Source organism: Haloferax prahovense (genome assembly GCF_000723845.1).
Classification (GTDB): domain Archaea; phylum Halobacteriota; class Halobacteria; order Halobacteriales; family Haloferacaceae; genus Haloferax; species Haloferax prahovense.
Window position 1 is genome coordinate 2622942 of sequence record NZ_LK053000.1, and the last position, 21481, is coordinate 2644422.

Here is a 21481-nt window from a genome sequence, read left to right on the forward strand (position 1 = left end):
TCGGCGCGGACGGCGGAAGTCGGACCGCCGACCCGACTCAGTCGAGCGTCTCTTTTTCCTTCGTGACGACTTCGACGTCCGAGATGCGCGTCCCCGGATACTGGCCGTCGTCGTTTTTCTCCGCGGCTTTCACCATGTCCCAGACGACGTTGAGGCCGGTCGTCACGCCCTCTAACGCCTCCATCTCACAGCCCGTCTTGCCGGTCGTGCCGACCGTCACGGAGAGCGTGACCGACTCGTCGGCCACCTCGAACTCGGTGTCGACGTTCGTGATGGGTATCTGGTGGCACATCGGAATCGTCTCCCACGTGTGTTTGACGGCCTGAATCGCGCCGATTCGGGCCGTCGCCAACACGTCGCCTTTCCCGATTTCGTCGTCGCGGATGGCCCGAACGGTGTCGGCGCTGAGGTGGATGGTCCCGCGGGCGACCGCGCGGCGGCGGGTGTCCGGTTTCGCGCCCACGTCGACCATCTGCACGTTGCCCTCCTCGTCGACGTGGGTCAGGTCGCGGTCGTCCGAGTCGTTCGACGCTGTCCCGGCGCGCTCGTCGCTCACTCTCCGTCACCTCGGAGGCCGACGGGCAGTCGTTCGAGTAGGTCGGTCGCGACGAGGCCGCCGCCGAACTCCTCGGCGGCGAAGTCGCCCGCGCGGCCGTTCGCGTAGGCCGCGACGGCGGCCGCGTCGAGCGGGGGCAAGACGGCCGCGAGCGCGCCGGTCGCGCCCGCGAGCACGTCCCCGGTTCCACCGACGGTCATGCCGGGGTTCCCGGTCCGGTTGACGCGGACGGCGTCGCCGTCGGAGACCACGTCGTACGCGCCTTTCACGAGGAGCGTGTGGCCGAGGTCGGCGGCGAACTCGCGGACGAGGTCGCGTCGCGTCTCCCAGTCGGCGTCGGTCTCGCCACCCATCTTCCGCAACTCGCCCTGATGGGGCGTGCAAATCAGGGTCGCCTCGGTCTCCACCTCGGGGACGACCTGCAGGGCGTCGGCGTCGACGACGGCGGTCCCGTCGTAGGCGGCGAGGAACTCGCGGACCGCGTCGAGCGACTCGTCGGCGTCGCCGAGGCCGGGGCCGAAGACGACGACGTCGCGGTCGGCGGCGAAATCGAGGAGGTCGGGGACGTGCTCGGGCGCGAGCCGGTCGCCCGAGAAGCCGCGGACGATGAGGTTCTCGGAGTAGCCCTGCACCTCGCGGGCGACGCCTTCGGGGCAGGCGACGCGGGCGAGGTCCGCGCCGGCTCTGAGGGCCGACTGCGCGGCGAGCGCGGGCGCGCCGGTGTACGGGCCGCCGCCGACGACGAGCACGTCGCCGTGGTCGCCCTTGTGGCTCTGCGCGTCGCGGTCGAGCGCGAGGAGGTCGCCGGGGCCGGTGAACAGTTCGGCCGCCTCGGGAATGCCGATGTCGGCGACGACGACCTCGCAGTCGAGGTCCACGAGGCCGGGTTTGTCGTCGTGGAAGGTGACGACCCGGTCCGCGTCAACCGCAAGCCCCGCCGCGTCGCCGGTGTCAGCGTCGAGGCCGGAGGGAACGTCGACCGCGAGGACAGTCGCAGACGATTCGTTGATGGCGCGCGCGGCCGTCGCCTCGGGTTCGCGGAGCGCGCCTGTGACGCCGGTTCCGAGCATCGCGTCCACGACGAGGTCCGGGTCGCCGAGGTCGAAGGCGACCGAGTCGGTAACGGTCCGCCGGTCGGCCTCGCCCGCGACGAGGGCGTCCCAGTTCTCGCGGGCGATGTCGGTCGAAATCGTCTCCGGGCGGCCGAGCAGGTGGACGGTCACGTCGTACGCCTTCAGGAACCGTGCGGCGACGAGCGCGTCGCCGCCGTTGTTGCCGCGTCCGGCGACGATTGCGACCGACGCGCCGGGGTCCGCGAGGTCGCGGCAGGCCCGCGCGACGGCGTTCCCGCTCGACTCCATGAGCTGTTTCCGCGGCACGCCGAGCGCCTCGGCGTTCAGGTCGACCGCGGCCATGCGTCGACTCGTAATCATACGCCCCCGTTGGCCCGGGGCCGCGTTAACACATGTGGTCGCGGGTCGGATTCGCAACGCTTGACACGGCGGCGACTGAATCCGGGGTAGTGACTCGCCGCCTCTTCGGAACTCTCTGCGGACTCGTCTTCCTCGTCAACTTCGGCCGCGTCGCGTTCCCGCCGCTCGTCGAGACGCTCCAGACGCAGTTCTCGGTCGGTCCGGCGACCATCGGCGTCGTGACGAGCCTCGTCTGGCTCGGAACCGCCATCCCGCGAATCCCCGTCGGCTACCTGCTCACGCGCGTCTCGCGGTCGAAGGTCGTCCTCGGGTCGGGCACGCTGCTCGTCGTCGCCGCGGCGTTCACCGCGAGCGCGACGTCGGTGCTGACCCTCCAAATCGGCGCGTTCGGCCTCGGCCTCGCCTCGGGCGCGTACTTCGTCTCCGCGACCCCGCTCGTCGGCGAACTGTTCCCCGAGCGCGTCGGCCGCATGGTCGGCATCCACGGCGCGGCCAGCCAGGTCGCCGCCGTCGTCGCCGCGCCCGTCGTCGTCTTCATCCTCGCGTCGTACACGTGGCGCGAGACGTTCTGGGTCCTGGCCGCCGCCGGCGCGCTCGTGACGCTCCTCCTCTACGCCGTCTCCCGCGACGGGAGCGCGGGGGCCGGCACGGGCGCCGACCGCGACTTCTCGGCCGCGCTCGGCCACTGGAAACTCATCCTCACGGGCATCCTCCTCATCGCGCCCGCGGGGTTCGTCTGGCAGGGCCTGTTCAACTTCCTCGTGTCGTACATGACGCAGGCGAAGGCGTTCGACCCCGCCACGGCGAGCACGATGCTCACCATCGTCTTCGCGGCCGGCGTCCCCGCGTTCTCGCTGTCGGGACGACTCGCCGACAAACTCCCGCACGTCCCCTACATTTTCGGCCTGCTCGTCGCCTTTATCGGCGCGCTCGTCGCCCTGACGTACGCGCAGGGCTTCGTCGCCGTCGCCGTCGTCGTCGCGGTGCTCGGCTACGTCATCCACAGCCTGTTTCCCGCGCTCGACACGTTCATGCTCTCGTCGCTGCCGAGCGACGCCCGCGGGAGCGCCTACGCCGTCTTCAGCGGCGCGGCGCTCCTCTTGGAGGCCAACGGGAGCGGCGCGGTCGGCTTCCTGACCGAGGCGAACTACGCATTCGAGTCGGTCTTCCGAACACTCGCCGGGGGGCTCGCGGTGTTCGTCGCCGCGCTCGCCGTCCTCTACGCGGTGAACCGACTGCCGGGCGTCGACCGGACCGAACCGTCGAGCGCCTGACCTCCCGAAACGGTTTACTTCCCGCACCGAAATGTCGATTGTATGTCAGGGTTGCTCCCGTCCGACGGAACCGTCGATACCAGCGACGAGACCGCCCCGCGCGTCCATTGGCTCGACGACGACGAGACGGAGCAACTCCTCGGAAGCCTCTCTTGTGACACCGCCCGCGACCTCCTTTCGTGCCTGCAGGACTCGCCGGCGACGGCGACCGAACTCTCGGCGCGAGTCGAGACATCCGTCCAGAACGCACGTCACCACCTCGGGAACCTCATCGACGCCGACCTCGTCCGCGTCGCCGGCACCCGCTACTCCGAGAAGGGCCGCGAGATGAAGGTGTACGCCGCCGCCGGCGCGCCGTTCGTCGTCTGCGTCGGCGGTGACGACGGCGACCGTGAGGCGTTCGCCGAGGCCATCGCCTCCTTTCTCGAATAGCGTCGCCAACCCGGACGCCACCCCTCGCGCGAACGTTCAAGTACGAGTCCGCGGCCAGTCACCGACACCCCTATGGCCGTCGCAACTGGACCACAGAGCGTGACCTGGCAGGAGGTGTTCGGCCACCCGGAGGCGTACCCGGAGCAGGCCGACGGAATCGAGACCGCGATACAGACCGCCCGAGACGATGGATTTGCCGTCGTTGAGGGCGCGTGCGGGACCGGCAAGACGATGCTCGCGCTCACCGCCGGCATCGACCTCGTCCGCGACCCCGACTCCGACTACGAGCGCGTCTTCGTCCTCACGAGCGTCAAACAACAGCTCCGGCAGTTCGAGGCCGACCTCCGAACCATCAACGAGAACCTCCCGACCGACTGGAAACCCGTCTCGGGGCTCACGCTCGTCGGCAAATCGGACGTGTGTCCCTACAGCCGCGAGGGCTGCGGCGGCATCGACGACTCGACCGTCTACGACCGCTGTGAGGGCCTCCGCGACCGGACCCGCGGGCTCGTCGGCGACGGCGGCCGGACCAGCGCCGAGGCGCTCGCCAAAGACGCCCGCGAGCAACAGACCGGCCTCCTCGACACCGGTTCGACGAGCGCGGGCCCCTCCTACCTCGAAACTGCCGGCGACCCGACGCCGTACCCCAAGTCGATGCCGGACTACGAGGACGTGGAGTACTGCCCGTTCTACGCGAACTTCCTCGCGGACCTCCCCGAAGACGGCGACCCAATCGAGGCCGTCCCCTTCGAGTTCGACGACAAGGGACTCATCACGACCGAAGACCTCGTCTCGCTGGCCGCGGGCGCGGGGTCGTGTCCGCACTCCGTGATGGGCGCGCTGTTGCCCAACGTCGAGGTCGTCGTCGGCAACTACTACCACGCGTTCGACCCGACGACCGTCGGCACGTTCACCGGCGCGCTCGTCGACGACTCGACGTTCGTCATCTGCGACGAGGCGCACATGCTCGAACCCCGCGTCCGCGACCTCGTCTCGGTCGGCGTCGGCGACCGGACGCTCCGCGACGCCGAAAGCGAGTTCACCCGCGTCATCCAGCCGGTGAAGTTCGACGACGCCGGCAAGTCGACTGTCGACGCCGAACTCGTCCGCGGGGAGCTACAGGAGGCCGACGTGACGCTCCGCGAACTGGAGGAGACCCGGGACTTCATCCGCGACCTCCGGGAGGAGCTCGACCGGCGCGTGACCGCGCACCTCGACCGCGAGTACGTCGGCTGGCGCGCCGACCTCACCGAACTCGAAGACGAGGAACTCCCCCTGCGCGACCCCGAGGAGCCCGGCGTCGACGAACTCACCGAGTGGGCCGAGGCGAACGGCCACGACGAGGGGACGTGGGTCCGCGCCGAGGCGACCGGCTCGGCGGTCGCCCGCATCCTCGACTCGGTGGAGGAAGACGACAAGCGCCGGGCCGCGCCCGCGGCGGGGCGGGCGCTGGCGACGTGGGCCTACGCGGACCACGAAAAGCACTTCCGCGAAATCGAGCTCGAACGGACGTGGGACGAGATGGAGCCGCCGGAGTCGTGGCGTCGCGCGTACAACGTCCGGCTGTCGGTCCACAACTGCGTCCCCGGCGAGGCCATCGCCGAGCGCCTCGGCGACTTCGGTGGCGGCGTCCTCATGAGTGCGACGCTCGAACCCATCGACGTGTTCCGTCGCGTGACCGGCCTCGACGCCCTCGCCGACGACGGCCGCCCGGTCGCCGAGCGGACGTTCGGCCTCGGCTTCCCCGAGTCGAACCGCGCGAGCTTCGCCGTCGACGTGCCGAAGTTCACCCACAGCAACCGCGGGCCGCCCGGCGAGGAAAACGAGACGCGACTCGCGTACACCGACGCCGCCGTCGAGGTGTGCGAGCGCTCGCCGGGCAACGTCCTCGTCGGGATGCCGAACTACGCCGAGGCCGAGTGGATGGCGGGCGCGCTCGAAGCCCGCGTCGACAAGCCCGTCCTCCTCGACGAGTCGTCCGACGACGGGGCCACCGAGCGACTCAAACGGGACTTCTTCGGCGGCGACGGGAAGGTGCTCGTGACGAGCCTCCGTGGCACGCTCACCGAGGGCGTCGACTACAGCGGCGACAAGCTCTCGGCCGCCGTCGTCTGCGGCGTCCCGCTCATCAACACGTCGTCACCGCGGACCCGCGCGGTGAAGACGGCCTACGACCGCGAGTTCGGAAACGGATTCGAGACGGCGCTCACGGTGCCCGCGGTCAGAAAGGCGCGGCAGGCTATCGGCCGCGTCATCCGCGGGACCGACGAGGTCGGCGTCCGCGTCTTCGTTGACGCCCGGTACGCCCGCGACTCGTGGAACGGCGTCCGCGACTACCTGCCGGAACAGGAGCGCGAGGAGTTCAGACCGGTCAGTCCCGACATGCTCGGCTTCGGTCTCGACCGGTTCTGGTCGTCAGTCGAGTAGTCGCGGACGCGCCGCGCCGCCGCCGGCGTGTCGAGGGCCAGACGTGTCGTCAGGAGAGCGTCAGCGTTCGTCGTCCCACGCGTCCCGGCAGTCGTCGTCGCAGAAGTGCCGCGCCTGCACGGCGCCGTCTTCGACCCACGTGACGACGCGGTGCGTCGGATTGTTGGCAACCGGCTCCCCGCACGTCGCACAGGTCGGGGCGTCTTCGGGGTCTACGTTCTCTTCCAAATCGGACGTGGGATCGACCATCGACAGCCAGATGGCGGTCCCGGGCACTTCAACCCGTCTCCGCCGGCAGAAGTCGCCCGGCGGGGCGGATTCTCCCGCGGAACTGTGGAATCCACACCCGCGCGAGGGAAACCGAAGCTATGTATCACTCCGTACTCCCACTTGGTGCAACGTTTTGTAACCAACGGGTATTGTCAATCACTACCACACTTAGTGAAGGTTATGTAATCGCCGTCGCGTGTGTATAGGTGACGGCGAATGTCAGAAGTGCCCGCCTCTCAGGACTCGGTTGCAGGGACCGCTGACCGCACCGGCGCGGATACCACCGGGGATTGCTTCCTCCATAGCGTCGTCGTCACCTATCGAGGGAGCCCGGACCAGGTCACCGTCTACCCCCGGCGCGACAGCTGCTGCGACCGAATGGAGGCGTGGCTGACCGCCGACGCCGACGCGTTCATCTCGCTCGACGAGATGTGCTGAGTCGTCGCCGCCGCGGTCGCCGCGCAGCCGACGAGAGCGCACGTCGCCGATAGCTCCCCGCGCCGCCGCGTCGGCTCAGCCGACGAACTCGGCGTCGGACAGTGTCTTTTGTACCGCCTCTTCGCCCACCGCCGCAGCCAACGCCTCGAAGCCGGCGCGCTCGGCGCGGTCGCGGGCGTTCGCCACCAGCCGCGAGACGATGAACTCCGGCGTGGACTTGCCGACCGTCCCGAACCGCGGCTGGTAGTCCACGCGCAGTTCCAACTCGTCGGTCAGCCCCTCGGCGAAGATGCCGTCGATGCGCGCCTCGGGTGGGAGCGGGCTCAGTTCGTCCGCGAGGTGCGTGACGTAGACGCCGAACGCGTTGCGCTCGACGGTAAGGTTCACGAGACCGTTGAGCAGGTCGGCCGCGCGACCCGGCTCGGTGATGGCCTCGAACTCGTCGACGAGCATCAGCGTCCGCCCGTCGCCCGAAAGCGGCGGCACGATGGACTTAAGCGTCGATTCGAGCACGCCCGCGTTGAAGCTCGCGTGCCGGCGGTGGAACACGACCGAGTCGAATCGGCCGACGACCGCCGACTCGGCGGGGACCGGAAGCCCCATCGACGCGAGGATGGCGACCTGCGAGAGCGTCTCCAGAAGCGTCGTCTTCCCGCCGCTGTTGGCCCCGGTGAGGACCGACACGCGGTCGCCGACCGGCGGCGTCGGCCCCGACGCGCACGCGAGTTCGTGGTCGCCGACGGCGTAGGAGACGGGCTGTGGGTCGTCGATGAAGAGGTTTCGGGCCCCGCAGACCGCCAGCCCCGTCTCGGCGATGTCCGGTCGCGTCAGGTCGTACTCGTCGGCGAACCGCGCGAGCGACAGCGACAGCGCGACCACGTCGACGGCCTCGACCGCGAGGTCCACGTCGTCGCGGGCGGCCCAGATGCGGTCGCGTAGCTCCTCGGCGACGGTCTCTTCGCGCGCGGCGACGTCGGCTTCGAGGTCCTCGACGAGCGCCCGGAGCGACGCGCTCACGAAGTCGGTCGCGTCGCGGGCGTCCTCGGCGGCGACCGCCTCGACCTCGCCGCGCGAGAGGTCGGTCTCCTGTGCGACGTACTGGACGAACGCGGCGCGGAAGTCGTCCAGCGAGCGGACGCCCCGCGACTGGATGGTTTCGAGCACGTCGAACGAGCCGGATTGGAGTTCGTTCGCGGTTTCGAGCCGGCTCCGCAGGCTGTCGAGGCGGTCGTCGGCACCCGCGGCGACCGAGCCGTCCTTGTCGACGTAGCCGAGCGCGCCGAGGGCGTCGCGGAGGGCGCCCGGGTCGGCCTCCTCCAGCGCGTCGAACGGCTCGCCGCGGAGGCCGGCCTCCCGGAGTTCGAGCGCGGCGCGAACGGCGGCGCGCTCGGTCTCGCCGGCCTCGTCGTAGTCGCGGAACGTCGCTTCGACGGCGTCGCGGGCGTCGTCGTCGAGGTCGGCCCACGCCTCCCGCGCCGCGAGGACGCGGTCGAGGCGGTCGCGTCGGTCTCCGACGGTCGGGAGCGGCGTCAGCACGCGGATTCGGTCGGCGGCGTGTTCGGTCAGCGCGCGGTCGCTCGCGAGCGACAGGAGGTCGTCGTACACGTCGCGGGCGTCGCGGGTCGACAGCACGTCGATGCCGGCCTGTCCGTCGGCGCGGCGGAGGATGCGAACCGCCCGCCCGCGGGTGACGCCGGCGTCGACGAGCGCCCGCACGTCGGCCGACTCGATAGCGGCGACCGCCCCCTCCCTGCCGAGAGCCGATTCCAGTCGGTCCGAGGTCTTCGGGCCGACTCCCCAGTAGTCTTCGAGTCGCATACCGGGGGCGTCTCACCGGGCGCTCTTAGGTCCATCCGTCGGCCGGTGCCGCCGCTGTTCGAGGGGGAGTCCGCGAAGAAAATATCAGTGTGACGTGACGCGCTGGTCGGTGTCGGGGTCGGCGTCGGCGTCGGTCGCCTCGTCGGGACGGAGCAGGTGTCGGCCGGGCACCGACTCCGCGTCGCGGTCGAGCTCGCGGGCGGCACCGACCGCGAGCGCGGTCGTGAGCGTCCGGACGGCGTGCTCGTGGTCGGCCCGGCAGTCCCGGAGAGCCATCGGGCCGATTCCAAGACGGTGGTACGGTTCGAGGTCGGCGCTCGTGAGCACCCCGCGGTCGAGGTAGTCTGTAGCGATTTCCACGAGCAGCGAATGCACGTGAATGAGCTCGTTTTTCTTCATGGGTTGCACGTATGTGCTCATCCGGCGTAAATGGCGCGGTGGTGCGTGCTTTTGGTCTTGTATCTGCCTCGGCTAGAAATGAATGTACGCACCGGGGACACGAACGAAACACCCGTGGCTCGTCGGTCGGTTTCGCGGAAAGGGAGTTGGGGTTTGGGCAGGGACACGTCCCCAGGGCGGAGAGAGGGGGTAGGTTGTCGATTCCGCCGTAGGGTCGTGCGGGCACGACGAGTGACCCGGGCAGGTCACTGTGGCCATATAGTCGAATGGCGCGGTCGGTAGTAATTCACGGCCCTACGTGGTTAGGGCTGGCTCGGACCGACCGAGAAACGCACAAGTCAGTGGGGGTTAGAGTCGGGGTATGCACGCACGACGGGACGCCGGTTCGAGGGGGGGTCGAGACGGATGACCGACGGGTCTCCGCAGTCGGTCGACGACCCGTCTGCGACGGAGCGCGAACTGCGCCAGCGACTCGACATCCTCGCGACGTTCAACGAGGTCGTCGCGGACGTGAACGAGACCATCGTCGACGCCGGCGGGCGCGCGGACATCGAACGGCAGGTCTGCGAGCGACTCGTCCAGACCGACGAACTCCGGTTCGCGTGGGTCGGCGTCGTCGACGAGACGACCGGCGACGTGGAACCGACCGCGTGGGCCGGCGTCGAGGACGGGTACCTCGACGAGATAGACGTGTCGGTGTCGGCAGAGCGCCCCGAGGGAAACGGCCCGGTCGGCCGCGCGGTCCGGTCGAACGCGGTGCAGGCGACCCACAGCATCGCCGACGAACCGGCGTTCGGGCCGTTCCGCGAACCGGCGCTCGAACGCGGCTACCGCTCGGCGGCGTCGGTGCCCCTCGTCTACGACGACGCGCGCTACGGCGTACTCACGATGTACGCCGAACACGAGCGGGCGTTCACGGCGGAGCTCGCCGAGCCGATTTCGAATCTCGGCCACGCCGTCGCCCACGGCATCGACACCCACGTCCGACGGGAGCGCGAGCGCGAACTCGAACGCCGCGAGCAGGCGTTTTCGCGCATCGTCGAGAACATCGAGGAGTACGCGCTGTTCCGCCTCGACGCCTCGGGTCGCGTCGAGAGTTGGAACCGCGGCGCGGCGGCCATCAAGGGCTACGATACGGAAGAGATACTCGGCGAGCACATCGAGACGTTCTACACCGACGAGGACGCCGAAGACGGCCTGCCCGAGCGCCTTCTCGACCGAGCGCGGACCGAGGGCCGGGCCGAAAACGAGGGGTGGCGCGTCCGTGCCGACGGTACTCGCTTTTGGGCGTCTGTGACCATCACCGCTCTGACCGACGACACCGGTGAGGTCATCGGCTTCGCCAAGGTGACTCGCGACATGACCGACCGGAAGCGCCGCGAGCGACAGTTGGACGCGGTGTTCAACAGCACCTTCCAGTACATCGGGCTGGTCGAGCCCGACGGAACTGTCCTCCGGGTGAACGACGCCGCCCTCGACCTCGTGGACGGCGACCGCGACGACATCGTCGGACTGCGGGCGTGGGAGACGCCGTGGTGGCGCGGCGACGACGAGCGAATCGCCGACCTCCGGGCCGCGCTCGACCGCGCGGCCGACGGCGAGTTCGTCCGCTACGAGGTCGAGATAGACCGGGTGAACACGGACCGGCCAGTCGTCATCGACTTCTCCGTCACCCCGGTCCACGACGACGACGGCGAGGTGTCGCTTCTGGTCCTCGAGGGCCACGATATCACCGCCCGCAAGGAGCGAGAGCGGGAGTTGCGGCGCGAACAGGAGCGACTGGAGTTCGTGAACCGCATCATCCGCCACAACCTCCTCAACGGGCTCAACGTGGTCGGCGCGCGGGCAGACATCGTCGAGGACTTCGTGGACGACGCGGGGCTGACGCACCTCGAAACGATACAGGGACGCGTCCGCGAGATGACCGAACTCGTCGGGACGATGCGGACGTTCATGAAGGTCATCGTCGAGCGCGAGTCCCACGAGTTCCGGCCGCGTCGAATCGACGAGGCGGTCGACCACGGCGCGGAGTCGCTGCGGAGCGAGACCGAGGCCGCGAGCGTCGAAGTCGGACGACTCCCCGACGTCTCGGTCGTCGCCGACGACCTGCTGGACGAGGTCATCGAGCACCTGCTGAAAAACGCCGTCCAGCACAACGACAAGCCGAACCCGGCGGTCGAAGTCGAGGTTGGGGCCGGCGACGACGCGGTCGAACTCCGCGTCTCCGACAACGGCCCGGGCGTCCCGGACGAGGAGAAACACCGCATCGTCGACCAGCGCATCGAGGACCTGTCGAATCCGGGCAACGGGTTCGGGCTGTTTCTGGTCCGCGAAATCGTCGAGAGCTACGGCGGGACGGTCGCAATCGAGGACAACGACCGCGGCGGAGCCACGTTCGTCGTCACGCTCCCGCGAGCGTGAGTTCGGCCCGCGGGTCGGGTCGCAGTCGGTCGCGGGAGTTCCCCGTCCGTCGGAGACGACCGAATCGGGTCACTGAACCGCCTAAATTCCACCTGCTGTGATGGGCAGATATATTACTGTTCGCCGTTACTGTGTGTTCGATACGATGGTCACCGAACGCTCGGCGCGCGAGAGCCCCGAACAGCGGGCCGCCGAGCAGGTCGTTCTCGTGGTCGACGACGACGAGGACCTCGCAGACACCTGCCGGTACTGGCTCGACGGCGAGCGGTTCGCCGTCGAGACCGCCTACGGCGGTGAAGAAGCCCTCCACCGACTCGACGACACCGTCGACGTCGTCCTCCTCGACCGCCGAATGCCGAACGTCACGGGCGACGACGTGCTCGACGAGATTCGCGAGCGCGGCCTCGACTGCCGCGTGGCGATGATGACCGCGGTCGAGCCGGACACCGACATCGTCGACATGCCGTTCGACGCCTACCTCGTCAAGCCCGTCTCGGAGTCGGAGGTCAAAGAGACGGTCGAAGAGCTGCTCGTGCGGTCGGGCTTCGAGTCCGAGGTCCGCGAGTACTTCGCGCTCGAATCCACCGAGGCGGCGCTCGACAGCCGCGACGTGGAAGAGCTCCGCGAGCCCGAGGCGCTGTCGGACCTCCGCGGTCGACTGGAGGCGGTCCGAGCCGAACACGAGGCGGCGATTCGTAACCGCGAGGCGCAGCTCGACCGCCTGAACCGGACCAACGAGCTCCTCCGCGACATCGACCGGGCGATAATCGACGCGCGGAGCCGCGACGAAATCGAGCAGACCGTCTGCGACGCGGTCGCGAGCGCCCACGAGGCCGCGTTCGTTCTCAGACGCACCGCCGCCGGCACGCTCCGGTGTACCGCCGCGGCGGGCTACGGACTCGACCCCGCGGGCGTCGACCTCGACTTCGTCGACGAGGCGTTCGACATCGACGGAACGGTCGAAGACGGCTTCGCCTTCGAGGACATCTCCGAGGCGCACCGCGCGGCGGTCTTCGGCGACGACGCCGCCGACCTCGACGCGGTGTCGGCGCTCTGTGTCGCCATCGACTACCGCGAGACGGCGTACGGCGCGCTCGTCGTCTACGACGAGACCGACGGCTTCGACGAGGAGTCCGCGGGCCTGTTTTCCGACCTCGGCGCGACCGTCGGCAACGGTATCAACGCAACCCAGAGCAAGCAGCTTCTCAACGGCGACAGCGTCGTCGAACTGGAGTTTCAGGTCGCCGGCGCGGGTGACGCCGGCGTGCTCGCCGGTCTCTCGGCGACGCTCGACTGCCGACTCTCGCTGGACGGCGTCACCCGCGCCGGCGACGAGCTTACCTGTTTCGTCAGCGTCGCCGGCGCGTCGGGGTGCGACGCGGTCGCGGCCGCTATCGATGCCGCCGACGTCTCGCAGGCCCGCGTCGTCGCCGACGGCGACGAGGAGTCCGTCGTCGAACTCCGCACCGACGCCGAGGCGGTGCTGTCGACCGCCATCGACCACGGCGCGAGCGTGGAGCGGTTGACGCTCTCCGAGGGGAGCGGCACCCTCGCGCTCCACGTCGCGGCCGACGCCGACCACGGCGCGCTCGTGGAGGCGGTGACGACGGCCGCGGCCGGCGTCTCGGTCGTCGCAAAGCGCGAGGTGGAGCGCTCCGTCCAGTCGGCCGACTCCTTCCGGCGGACGCTCGACTCGAAACTGACAGACCGGCAGAAGACGGTCCTCGAAACGTCACTCGTCTCCGGCTACTTCGAGTGGCCCCGCGGGAGCACGGCAGAAGAGGTCGCCGACTCGCTCGGCATCTCGCCGCCGACGCTCCACGAACACCTCCGGACGGCGGAGCGGAAGCTCATCGAGACGTATTTCGACGAGCTGAACCCCGCGTCGGCGGACGACTGAAGCGGGCGGCCACGGACCGTCGGAAGGAGATTAGTCGAGTTTGGCTTCGGGCGCGTCGCCGACGAATCGGTCGGCGGCGTCGAAGACGTCGCGTTTGGTGACTGGCTTCGTGAGCACGGCGTCAACGGGGAGGTCGGCGAGTTCGTCGCCGGGCGCGGCGCTGAGCATGACGACCGCGAACGACGACGGGTCGACCCGTCGGGAGAGTTCTTCGAGGACGGACTCGCCGGAGAGACCGGGGAGGTTGTGGTCGAGGAAGACGAGGTCGACGCTCTCGTCGAACGTCTGGAGGGCCTCACGCCCGGAGTACGCGACTCGGACGCGGTAGCGGCGTTCGAGCCACAGCGCGAGGCTATCGGCGAGGGCGGCCTCGTCGTCGACGAGGAGGACAGTCGGCGCGTCTGGTGTGGGTGGCTGTGTCATGGCTCGGACCGTGGCTACGTCGGTGTGGCGGAGGCGGTCGGTCGGGGTCGGGCGTGGTCTGCCGAGGGTGGCCGGCGGTCGGCGGGGGTATCGCTCACGCGTCGTTCATTCGCTGGGACCGCGTGTTCCCGCAGCGCGTACAGCGCGTGACACGGTACGGCTCGCGGGAGAACTCGCGGTTCTCGCGTTTCCGGCTCTCGGTCTTGATTTCGATGGAGACGTCGTGCGGCGTCCGGGACTCACACGACTGGCACTCTTCGACGAACTCGTTGTTTCGGGGACTGCTTTTACTCTTCGACATAGAGTGGTCGTAGCAGTAGCTATGGACTGCGCGCCGTTGAATACGGAACCTAATCGATTTGGGACACGACCAATCGAGAGGCGGCGGCCGCTCGTCGGTCGAAGGAAACTACTCCGCGGGGACGATTTTCTCGTCGTACTTGTCGCGGAACTCTTGGATGAGCGTGCCCATCTGGGCGTACCAGTCGTTGAGCATGCGCTGCATGTCGTCCGCGACCTCGTTGGGGTCGGTCGGATGGTAGACGTGGTAGTAGCCGCCGTGTTCGTAGTTCACCTGTTCTTTCTGGATGAGCCCCGCCTGCAGGAGCCGCTGGATGGAGCGGTACGCGGTCGAACGTTCCCGCTCGACCGCCTCGGCGACCTCGTCGACGGTCAGGTGTTCGTCGGTCTCGACGAGCACCTCGAAACACCGTCGGTCGAGTTGCTTCAGTCCGTGGAGACACTCGAGGAGTCCCTCACACTCCATGTCCGATTGCAGGTATTCGACCATCGAGCTAGCCATTATCGGTTCGGGCTACGTGGTCAGCCCTCAAAAGGGTTTGTATAGTTTGCACAACACCGGGCGAGAAACGGCGTCCCGGTGTCGTGGATTCGCGTTCGATGCGAGTGCGGTTCGCGTGCGAGCCGTCGCCCTCAGTCGGCGGTGGAACCCCCGGTGGTCGAGGGCGCGCGCATGGACTTCACGGCGCTGTAGAGCACCGCGCTGGAGACCATGAGCGCCGACCCGAGGATGAGCGCGAGACTGACGTAGTCGAGGACGCCCATGCCGAGGTAGTTCCCGGCCTGCCGCACGGCGACGGCGAGCGCGCCGAGGAGCAGCATCAGGCCGAAGTAAATCTTGATCTCGTCCTCGTTGACGATGGAGGTCGCGGCGGAGCCGACGCGCGCGCCGAGAGCCGACCCGGCGAGGAGCGGCGCGACGATAGAGAGGTCGACGCCGCCGGACTGCGCGTAGAGGAACGAGCCGATGCCGCCCGAGAACATGATTTCGAACAGGTCGGTCCCGACCGCGATGGGCACCGGAACGCCGATGAGGTAGAACAGCGCGGGCATGCGGATGAAGCCGCCGCCGACGCCGAGGAAACCCGAGAGGAGCCCCGTGGCGAACGCGACCAAGAGAATCATCCACAGCGAGACCTTGACGCCGCCGCGGAGGGTTATCATCGGGGGGAGCGAGTAGCTCTGAATCTTCTTGGCTAACTCGGGGATGTCGTCGGCGTCGATGTCGGCGTCGCCGTCCACGTCGTGGCTGACGCCGCCGCCGTCGCCGCCCTTCAGCGCCTCGTAGGTGACGAACAGCCCGATACCGCCGAGAAGCAGCACGTACGTGACGCTGATGATGTTACCGGCGAGTCCGAGCTCTTCGAGGTAGAGGACGATTTCCTTCCCGACTTCGAGGCCGACCGTGGTCCCGATAATCATCGAGATGCCGAGTTTGTAGTCGACCTGTCCGAGGTCGCGGTGCTTCAGCGTCGCGATGACGGAGGTCCCGAAGACGAACGCGAGCCCGGAGCCGACGGCCACGCGCGAGGGGTAGCCCATGACGAGCAGCGCGGGCGTCACGAGGAACGACCCGCCCATGCCGAAGAAGCCGAACAGGACGCCGATGAGAACCCCGAACGCGACGAAGAGGGCCAGCATCCCGGCAGACATGCCGAGTAGTTCGAACACGCTCACTCACCACCGATGGCCTTCCGAACGGTCGGTCCGAGTGCGGCGGTCAGCGCGCCGTACCCGACGTACAGCACCATCGCCTCGACGAGGACGACGCCGACGAGCGCGGCGGCCTGTGCGTTCCCGCCCAACGTCTCGATTCCGAACATCTTACCAGCACCCCTCGGGGTGCCCGGAGTGTATTGCACTCATCATACTTTCTTGTACACCGCTGGCTAACCGGAGTGAGGATATAACGCTTTTGGGAATACTGTACAAGACCATATCGTTATTGCATACGCATAAGTTATAGAATGGACATAGAAATACCACCGAACCGGGCCATATTTTGTATCACGCGACGTTACGAACATATTTATCCGCTATCTATGACAAAATAGTTGTTTTCTTATTGTGCAATACTATATTTGACTGAACATCAACCGAGAGGATTCGGTCGAGAGGCACTCACGGCGGCGTTCTCGAGCATCGGCGGCGAGCGTCGAACGTCGACTCGCGGGAGAAAACCACCACCGACTGTTCGGCAGCGCGCGCGAGCCGCGGTCCATCGGCGGCGGTTCACCGACAGGGGGCGAGAACTTCGTCGCCGTCGCTCCGGGGACGACGGACGGGAAAAGAACGAAATCGAATTCGCCGACGGCGGCTCAGTCGGCGGAGGTGCCGGTCGCGGCGCTCTCGGTACGGCGGGCGCGCCAGAGTCCCTGCAGGTACGCGCCGACGAACATCCCACCGATGGCGATGAGGATGGGGTAGTTGCCGACGCCGAGACTGGCGTAGGCCGCGCCGGGACAGATGCCGGAGATACCCCAGCCGGCTCCGAAGACGACCCCGCCGACGACGACGTTCTTGTCGAACGACTTCAGCCGGCGGCCGTAGTCGCGCCCGGTGAGTGGCGCGCGGTCGCCGAACGCCTCGGCGAGCGCGAAGACGGTGCCAGTGACGACCGCGGCCCCGCCCATCACGAAGACGAGACCGAGGTCGTCGAACTGGAGGAAGTCGAGGACGACCTCCGGGCGGGCCATGTTGCTGACGGCGAGGCCGAACCCGAATATCAGGCCGCCCGCGATGACGACCAGCATGAACCCGAGTCCGCGTTCGTCGTCGCTCACGGCGACACCCCCAGCGCGCTCAGGAGCTGTGCGACCCCGATGGCGACGAGCATGAAGGTGGCGACGTTGACGAGCGAGGTCCGCGAGCGCGAGCCGACGCCGCAGACCCCGTGACCGGACGTACAGCCCTTCCCGATGCGGGTGCCGACGCCGACGAGCACGCCGCCGACGGCGAAGCGCCACGGCTGTACGTCGGAGACCCACCAGCCGTCACCGAACAGGACGGTGTAGAGCGCGGCCCCGGCGACGATGCTCAGCGTGAACACGACCCGCCAGTCCCGCGAGGCGACGTACTTCGCCTTGTTGAACCGCGGGAGGTCGGAGACGTACGACAGCGTCGATTCGAGGAAGGTGCTCGCACCGGCGATGATGCCCGTCCCGAGGTAGATGACGGCGGTCCCGAGGCCGATGAGGAGGCCGCCGAGCGCGTAGTGCGCGATACCGTTCGGAAAGAGCCCTTCGACGAGGAGCGGCGTCAGACCCGACATTTAGTTCGTGAGGGCTTCGTTGCTGGCCGCGCAGTTGTTCGGCCCGAGTTCGAGCTCGAAGGCGCGGTCGTCGTCCGACACCTGCACGCCGAGGTTCGTCTCGATGATGTCGACGTAGTTGGCCGGCCGCGGCGGCATGTCCGAGAGGATGAACTCCACGAACTCGTCTTTGGGCATCGAAAGTGCGTCCATCGTGTCCTTCAGTTCCCCGAGCGTGGCGGTGTAACTGCCGTCGTCGGCGGGGATTGCCGCGTCGCTGAAGTGCGCGGAGGCGACGATAGCGTCGTCGTCGTGCGAGAGGACGCGCTCCTGCAGCGAGTCGTAGAGCATTCCGGCCGCGTCGGGCGCGCCCTCGTCGCCGTCTTCGAGGTCGGGGCGAGCGACCGACTCGATGAACAGGCCGTCGCCCGTGAACAGCACGTTATCGACCTTGTAGGTCGTCATTCCGGTCGTGTGACCGGGCGTGTGGATTGCTTCGATGTCGGTGTCGCCGACGGTGAGCGTCTCGCCGTCCGCGATGGTCTCGTAGGGCGTGTCGTAGTCGACGCCGCGGTCTTCGGCGGCCTCGGGGATGACGCCCGTGACGCCGTGTTCTTCGACCAGCGTGCGGACCCCGCTGATGTGGTCGGCGTGGATGTGCGTGTCGACGGCGTACTTCAGTTCAGCGCCGAGGGCCTTCGCGTCGGCGACGTACTCGTCGGCGAAGTAGCGGAGTGGGTCGACGACGGCCGCCTCGTCGCCGTCGACGACGAGGTACGCCAGACAGCCGCTGGAGGGGCGCTGGTACTGCGCGACGAGCGCGTCGCCGTCGGTCTCCAGTTCGGTGTACTCGTAGATGCTCGCCCAGCCGTTCATCCCGCGTTCGAGCGCCACGGCGTCGTAGCCCTCCTGAATCAGGAGCCCGGCGACGTACTCCGAGGAGTGGCCCTTCGCACAGAGGACGACGAACTCCTCGTCTTCGGGCAGGTCCTCGAACAGCGACTCGTCGAGCTCCTCGTCGAGGAACTCGAAGTAGGGGATGTTGACGTGCGAGACGTTCTCGCCGTCGATGCGCCAATCCTCGTGCTCAGACGGCACGCGATTGTCGAGGATGGTGAGCGGCTCGCCCTCGTCGATGCGGGCTTTCAGCGTCTCGGGCTCGATGACTGGCACGTCGACTTCGAGTTCCGGCAGGTCTGGAACGGTCATGTATGCATCACCCACTATCGGATGATTCGACTTAAGCTTTCGGATGGTAGTTTGATTTTCTTGCAATACTAATCCCGGCAGGACCGACAGATTGTAGTGTGATTTCGCACTCGTGAGTGCGCGTTATGATTCTTAGTGCCTCGAAACGTCCCAATTCAGGCAGTGACGTCGGTGGACCCTAAGTATTGTGTAGCCTACCCAAGAACCGACACACTTTTACGAAGCACACCTATATTGTGGAATACACCCAACACAGGTGACCTCGAAAAATGAGTACATACGAACCCACCGAAACCCTCGACGTGAAAGGACTGTCCTGCCCGATGCCCGTCGTCAAGACCCGCGGCGCGGTCGACGACCTCGAAAGCGGCGAGATTCTGCAGGTCGTCGCGACCGACTCCGGTAGTATGAGCGACCTGAAGGGCTGGGCCGACTCCACCGACGGCGTCTCCATGCTCGACCAGGAAGAGGCCGAGGAAGACGGCGACGCGGTCTTCCGCCACCTCATCCAGAAGGAATGAGCTCGGACGCCGACGCGCCCGTCGACGCGGGAGCCGCCTCCGTCGAAGACCTCCGCGCGCAGGTCCAAGCCCTGCAGGAGGAGGTCTCCGACCTCCGGGAGGCCACCGACGACGACGGACAGAAGTCGATGACCATCATCGCGACCAAAGGCACCCTCGACATGGCGTACCCGCCGCTCATCCTCGCCAGTACGGCGGCCGCCTTCGGCTGGGACGTCGTGGTCTTCCACACGTTCTGGGGACTCGACATCCTCCACGAGAAGAAGTCGAAGAACCTGAAGCTCAGCGCGGTCGGCAACCCGAGCATGCCGATGCCGAACGCCGTGGCCGCGTTGCCCTTCATGGACAGCGTCGCCACGAGCATGATGGAAAAGAAGATTCAGGAAAACGGGACCGCGACCGTCGAGGAACTCATCGAGACCTCCCTCGACATGGGCGTGGACCTCCAGGCCTGCCAGATGACCATCGAGCTGATGGGCTACGACGAAGCCGAGTTCTACGACGGCGTCACCACCGGCGTCGGCGCGGCGACGGCCCTCCAGCACATGGCCGACGCCGACGTGCAACTCATGATTTAGGCCGGCTCGTCGTCTCCACCAGCCATTCAATCCCCCACTCCACCCCAACCCACCACCCAACCAATCCCTGCGGTTCCCTTTTGACCGTTCTTCGGACGCGATGAGAGCTGCGTCTGTCCGCTGTTCTGCGGTTGACGCGTGAAAATCAGAGCCCGTCGAGCGCGCCGTCGCCCGTCTCAGACGTTCCAGCCGTCGCCGAACGACTCGAACCGGTCGAGGTCGTGGCCGAACAGCACGTCGCCGCCGGTCCGGCGTTCGAGTTCCTTCACTTTCTGGAGGCTCTCGAACCAGTCGCGCTCGCTCCAGAGCAGGCCGGGGCCGAGCGGCACCTCGTCCGTGTAGTTGCCCTCGACGTAGCACTCGTCGCCCGCGACGAGCACGTCGCCGACGGGCGTCTCGATGTGCGCGCCCAGCACGCCGGGGGTGTGACCCGGCAGGTGGACGAGCCGGAAGCCGTCGAACAGCGTGTGTTCGTCGCCGTGGACGACGTTCCAGTTCAAATCGCGGTCGAAGTCCGACGCGAGGTACGCGATGGAGCCCTCGGTTGTCTTCGCCGAGTAGTACGCGAACTTCAGTTCCTCCTCGTGGACGTATATCGGCACGTCCGTCCCGGCGAACTCGGCGAGGCCGCCCGCGTGGTCGAGGTGCAGGTGGCTCATCACCACGGCGTCGATGTCGCCGAGGTCGTAGCCGACCGAATCGAGGTCGCCTTCGAGCGTGTGTTCCGCGGCGTCGACGTACTCGAACGCCTCGTACAGCGGGGCGGGCCAGTAGCCGTCGCCCGCCTTGGGGTTCGCTCCGGTGTCCCACAGCACCGTCCGGTCGGGGCCGTCGATGACGGCGTTCCAGACGACGAACTCGGCCGTTTCGTGGTCGGGGCTTCGGTTCGACGCGCTTCCCATGGTGTACCCGTCGAGGACGTACCCCATATCCGTGAGAACGCGACCGCGGTCGACCAGATGGACGCTGATGTCACCCATACGCCGGGATTAGGACGGAGCCGGCATAACAGTTCAGGCAGACAATATATGTCCGCCGGGCACGAGAGATACGCGCCGTCTCGGCCCGTTCGGTCCGAGTAACGACGAAAACGGCCGAAAAACGGCCGCTGAGCGCAAAACTGGAGTCGGAGTCGCGCCGGGCGACTACTCGCCGGGGCCGACTTCCTCGAACGGCTGGACGATGACGAAACCGCCTTCGCCCGCGAATTCGAGCTGGTAGGACTCGCCCGACGAGCGGCCGAGCAGGCCCTTGATGTTGATGTCGCGGTTCGACGACGGCGAGACGTTACCGCTCCACGCGACGGTCGCGTTGGGGTCGGTCTTGGCCGGCGTCTGGAGGACGATGGGCTCGCCGTGGGTCGTGATGGCGACGTGGCCGGGGCCTTCGAGGAAGACGTTGAACAGGCCGCCGGAGGACGCCCCGGCGATGCTTGTCAGCATCTTGATGTCCCAGTTCACGCTCGACTCGAACGCGAGCACGTCGTTACCGTTGACGCTCAGCTCCTCGCCCGCGTCGAGTTCGAGAATCTGGACCTCCTTGGCCTGGTCTGCAAGATAGAGGTGCCCGGTGCCGGTCGCCTGCATCATGACGTCGCCTTCGCCCGTGGCTTTCTTCTTGAGCATCCCTTTCAGGCCGCCGGCGGACTTCCGCTCGAAGGAGATGTCGCCGGTGTAGCCGACCATCGACCCGGCCTTGGCCATGACGCTCCCGTCGAGAGCCACGTCGAGCAGTTTCGAGTTTTCGAGTTCGAAGGCTTCGCCGCCTTCGGACGGTGCGTGCGTGCTGACGAATTCGTCTAAATCCATTGGAGTCACCGAGTCGCAGCGGAG

The 21481-nt window shown here is 67.6% G+C and carries 23 protein-coding genes; 8 read left to right on the forward strand and 15 right to left on the reverse strand.

Annotated elements, in window-relative coordinates:
- Positions 1–37 precede the first annotated feature (37 nt).
- On the reverse strand, positions 38–556 hold the full coding sequence (moaC, locus tag BN984_RS13250) for a cyclic pyranopterin monophosphate synthase MoaC (RefSeq protein ID WP_008093135.1): 519 nt from the start codon (positions 554–556) through the stop codon (positions 38–40).
- A complete protein-coding gene (locus tag BN984_RS13255; RefSeq protein WP_255409902.1) occupies positions 553–1989 on the reverse strand; it encodes an NAD(P)H-hydrate dehydratase in 1437 nt (478 codons plus the stop codon). Before BN984_RS13255 ends, moaC begins: the two co-directional genes overlap by 4 nt.
- An 89-nt stretch (positions 1990–2078) precedes the next feature.
- Between BN984_RS13255 and BN984_RS13260 the strand changes: the two genes are divergently transcribed.
- The 3 genes from BN984_RS13260 to BN984_RS13270 all read left to right on the forward strand — a co-directional run bounded on the left by BN984_RS13260 (position 2079) and on the right by BN984_RS13270 (position 6122).
- Complete coding sequence (locus BN984_RS13260) at positions 2079–3263, forward strand: MFS transporter (protein WP_008093138.1); 1185 nt, start codon at positions 2079–2081, stop codon at positions 3261–3263.
- Between the two features lie 42 nt (positions 3264–3305).
- Complete coding sequence (locus tag BN984_RS13265; protein ID WP_049913422.1) at positions 3306–3695, forward strand: ArsR/SmtB family transcription factor; 390 nt, start codon at positions 3306–3308, stop codon at positions 3693–3695.
- A 72-nt stretch (positions 3696–3767) separates the two neighbouring features.
- Positions 3768–6122, forward strand: coding sequence for an ATP-dependent DNA helicase (locus tag BN984_RS13270; protein ID WP_049968411.1), 2355 nt, complete (start codon positions 3768–3770; stop codon positions 6120–6122).
- 60 nt (positions 6123–6182) lie between these two features.
- Here the strand turns inward: BN984_RS13270 and BN984_RS13275 are convergent, their stop codons facing one another.
- Entirely contained in the window at positions 6183–6371 is a 189-nt protein-coding gene (locus BN984_RS13275) for a DUF7576 family protein (RefSeq protein ID WP_049913423.1), read from the reverse strand.
- A 237-nt stretch (positions 6372–6608) separates the two neighbouring features.
- Here BN984_RS13275 and BN984_RS13280 point away from each other — a divergent pair, with 237 nt between their 5' ends.
- A complete protein-coding gene (locus tag BN984_RS13280) occupies positions 6609–6830 on the forward strand; it encodes a DUF7511 domain-containing protein (RefSeq protein ID WP_008093146.1) in 222 nt (73 codons plus the stop codon).
- A 75-nt stretch (positions 6831–6905) separates the two neighbouring features.
- Here BN984_RS13280 and BN984_RS13285 read toward each other — a convergent pair whose 3' ends face one another.
- Positions 6906–8648 carry a DNA mismatch repair protein gene (locus tag BN984_RS13285; RefSeq protein ID WP_049968412.1) on the reverse strand — a complete coding sequence of 581 codons (1743 nt, stop codon included), beginning with the start codon at positions 8646–8648 and terminating at the stop codon, positions 6906–6908.
- Positions 8649–8732: 84 nt separating this feature from the next.
- Entirely contained in the window at positions 8733–9047 is a 315-nt protein-coding gene (locus BN984_RS13290; RefSeq protein ID WP_008093150.1) for a UPF0058 family protein, read from the reverse strand.
- Between the two features lie 405 nt (positions 9048–9452).
- Here BN984_RS13290 and BN984_RS13295 point away from each other — a divergent pair, with 405 nt between their 5' ends.
- Both BN984_RS13295 and BN984_RS13300 read left to right on the forward strand, forming a co-directional pair.
- Entirely contained in the window at positions 9453–11468 is a 2016-nt protein-coding gene (locus BN984_RS13295; protein ID WP_008093152.1) for a sensor histidine kinase, read from the forward strand.
- A gap of 145 nt (positions 11469–11613) precedes the next feature.
- Complete coding sequence (locus BN984_RS13300) at positions 11614–13368, forward strand: bacterio-opsin activator domain-containing protein (RefSeq protein ID WP_049968413.1); 1755 nt, start codon at positions 11614–11616, stop codon at positions 13366–13368.
- A gap of 30 nt (positions 13369–13398) precedes the next feature.
- On the opposite strand, the gene BN984_RS13305 is transcribed toward BN984_RS13300, so the two are convergent.
- The 8 genes from BN984_RS13305 to BN984_RS13335 form a co-directional block, all read right to left on the reverse strand.
- Complete coding sequence (locus BN984_RS13305; RefSeq protein WP_008093156.1) at positions 13399–13791, reverse strand: response regulator transcription factor; 393 nt, start codon at positions 13789–13791, stop codon at positions 13399–13401.
- A 94-nt stretch (positions 13792–13885) separates the two neighbouring features.
- Positions 13886–14092 carry a DUF7835 family putative zinc beta-ribbon protein gene (locus BN984_RS13310; RefSeq protein ID WP_004977165.1) on the reverse strand — a complete coding sequence of 69 codons (207 nt, stop codon included), beginning with the start codon at positions 14090–14092 and terminating at the stop codon, positions 13886–13888.
- Positions 14093–14200: 108 nt separating this feature from the next.
- On the reverse strand, positions 14201–14581 hold the full coding sequence (locus BN984_RS13315) for a helix-turn-helix domain-containing protein (RefSeq protein WP_004977164.1): 381 nt from the start codon (positions 14579–14581) through the stop codon (positions 14201–14203).
- 143 nt (positions 14582–14724) lie between these two features.
- Positions 14725–15768, reverse strand: a complete 1044-nt coding sequence (locus BN984_RS13320; RefSeq protein ID WP_008093162.1) for a sulfite exporter TauE/SafE family protein — start codon at positions 15766–15768, stop codon at positions 14725–14727.
- On the reverse strand, positions 15765–15914 hold the full coding sequence (locus BN984_RS19795) for a DUF7512 family protein (protein WP_004043577.1): 150 nt from the start codon (positions 15912–15914) through the stop codon (positions 15765–15767). Before BN984_RS19795 ends, BN984_RS13320 begins: the two co-directional genes overlap by 4 nt.
- A gap of 495 nt (positions 15915–16409) precedes the next feature.
- Positions 16410–16874, reverse strand: coding sequence for a DUF6691 family protein (locus BN984_RS13325; RefSeq protein ID WP_004043576.1), 465 nt, complete (start codon positions 16872–16874; stop codon positions 16410–16412).
- Positions 16871–17362: a YeeE/YedE family protein gene (locus BN984_RS13330; protein ID WP_008093165.1), complete on the reverse strand. Its 492-nt coding sequence runs from the start codon at positions 17360–17362 to the stop codon at positions 16871–16873. The genes BN984_RS13325 and BN984_RS13330 overlap by 4 nt, the downstream gene beginning before the upstream one ends.
- Entirely contained in the window at positions 17363–18550 is a 1188-nt protein-coding gene (locus BN984_RS13335; protein ID WP_008093168.1) for an MBL fold metallo-hydrolase, read from the reverse strand.
- Between the two features lie 269 nt (positions 18551–18819).
- Between BN984_RS13335 and BN984_RS13340 the strand changes: the two genes are divergently transcribed.
- On the forward strand, positions 18820–19071 hold the full coding sequence (locus BN984_RS13340; protein ID WP_049905219.1) for a sulfurtransferase TusA family protein: 252 nt from the start codon (positions 18820–18822) through the stop codon (positions 19069–19071).
- Entirely contained in the window at positions 19068–19649 is a 582-nt protein-coding gene (locus BN984_RS13345) for a DsrE/DsrF/DrsH-like family protein (RefSeq protein WP_008093170.1), read from the forward strand. The genes BN984_RS13340 and BN984_RS13345 overlap by 4 nt, the downstream gene beginning before the upstream one ends.
- Positions 19650–19825: 176 nt before the next feature.
- Here BN984_RS13345 and BN984_RS13350 read toward each other — a convergent pair whose 3' ends face one another.
- A complete protein-coding gene (locus tag BN984_RS13350) occupies positions 19826–20629 on the reverse strand; it encodes an N-acyl homoserine lactonase family protein (protein ID WP_008093171.1) in 804 nt (267 codons plus the stop codon).
- A 165-nt stretch (positions 20630–20794) separates the two neighbouring features.
- Entirely contained in the window at positions 20795–21457 is a 663-nt protein-coding gene (locus tag BN984_RS13355) for an AIM24 family protein (RefSeq protein ID WP_049968414.1), read from the reverse strand.
- Between the last annotated feature and the right edge of the window lie 24 nt (positions 21458–21481).

What these genes read in the sequence shown, in the direction of transcription:
- BN984_RS13305 (WP_008093156.1), bottom strand. Translation starts at nt 13,791, where the DNA reads ATGACACAGCCACCCACACCAGACGCGCCGACTGTCCTCCTCGTCGAC.
- BN984_RS13280 (WP_008093146.1), top strand. Translation starts at nt 6,609, where the DNA reads ATGTCAGAAGTGCCCGCCTCTCAGGACTCGGTTGCAGGGACCGCTGAC.
- BN984_RS13255 (WP_255409902.1), bottom strand. Translation starts at nt 1,989, where the DNA reads ATGATTACGAGTCGACGCATGGCCGCGGTCGACCTGAACGCCGAGGCG.
- BN984_RS13270 (WP_049968411.1), top strand. Translation starts at nt 3,768, where the DNA reads ATGGCCGTCGCAACTGGACCACAGAGCGTGACCTGGCAGGAGGTGTTC.
- BN984_RS13310 (WP_004977165.1), bottom strand. Translation starts at nt 14,092, where the DNA reads ATGTCGAAGAGTAAAAGCAGTCCCCGAAACAACGAGTTCGTCGAAGAG.
- BN984_RS13315 (WP_004977164.1), bottom strand. Translation starts at nt 14,581, where the DNA reads ATGGTCGAATACCTGCAATCGGACATGGAGTGTGAGGGACTCCTCGAG.
- BN984_RS13295 (WP_008093152.1), top strand. Translation starts at nt 9,453, where the DNA reads ATGACCGACGGGTCTCCGCAGTCGGTCGACGACCCGTCTGCGACGGAG.
- BN984_RS13290 (WP_008093150.1), bottom strand. Translation starts at nt 9,047, where the DNA reads ATGAAGAAAAACGAGCTCATTCACGTGCATTCGCTGCTCGTGGAAATC.
- BN984_RS13345 (WP_008093170.1), top strand. Translation starts at nt 19,068, where the DNA reads ATGAGCTCGGACGCCGACGCGCCCGTCGACGCGGGAGCCGCCTCCGTC.
- BN984_RS13350 (WP_008093171.1), bottom strand. Translation starts at nt 20,629, where the DNA reads ATGGGTGACATCAGCGTCCATCTGGTCGACCGCGGTCGCGTTCTCACG.
- BN984_RS13265 (WP_049913422.1), top strand. Translation starts at nt 3,306, where the DNA reads ATGTCAGGGTTGCTCCCGTCCGACGGAACCGTCGATACCAGCGACGAG.
- BN984_RS13340 (WP_049905219.1), top strand. Translation starts at nt 18,820, where the DNA reads ATGAGTACATACGAACCCACCGAAACCCTCGACGTGAAAGGACTGTCC.
- BN984_RS13300 (WP_049968413.1), top strand. Translation starts at nt 11,614, where the DNA reads ATGGTCACCGAACGCTCGGCGCGCGAGAGCCCCGAACAGCGGGCCGCC.
- BN984_RS19795 (WP_004043577.1), bottom strand. Translation starts at nt 15,914, where the DNA reads ATGTTCGGAATCGAGACGTTGGGCGGGAACGCACAGGCCGCCGCGCTC.
- BN984_RS13275 (WP_049913423.1), bottom strand. Translation starts at nt 6,371, where the DNA reads ATGGTCGATCCCACGTCCGATTTGGAAGAGAACGTAGACCCCGAAGAC.
- BN984_RS13355 (WP_049968414.1), bottom strand. Translation starts at nt 21,457, where the DNA reads ATGGATTTAGACGAATTCGTCAGCACGCACGCACCGTCCGAAGGCGGC.
- BN984_RS13330 (WP_008093165.1), bottom strand. Translation starts at nt 17,362, where the DNA reads ATGTCGGGTCTGACGCCGCTCCTCGTCGAAGGGCTCTTTCCGAACGGT.
- BN984_RS13335 (WP_008093168.1), bottom strand. Translation starts at nt 18,550, where the DNA reads ATGACCGTTCCAGACCTGCCGGAACTCGAAGTCGACGTGCCAGTCATC.
- BN984_RS13285 (WP_049968412.1), bottom strand. Translation starts at nt 8,648, where the DNA reads ATGCGACTCGAAGACTACTGGGGAGTCGGCCCGAAGACCTCGGACCGA.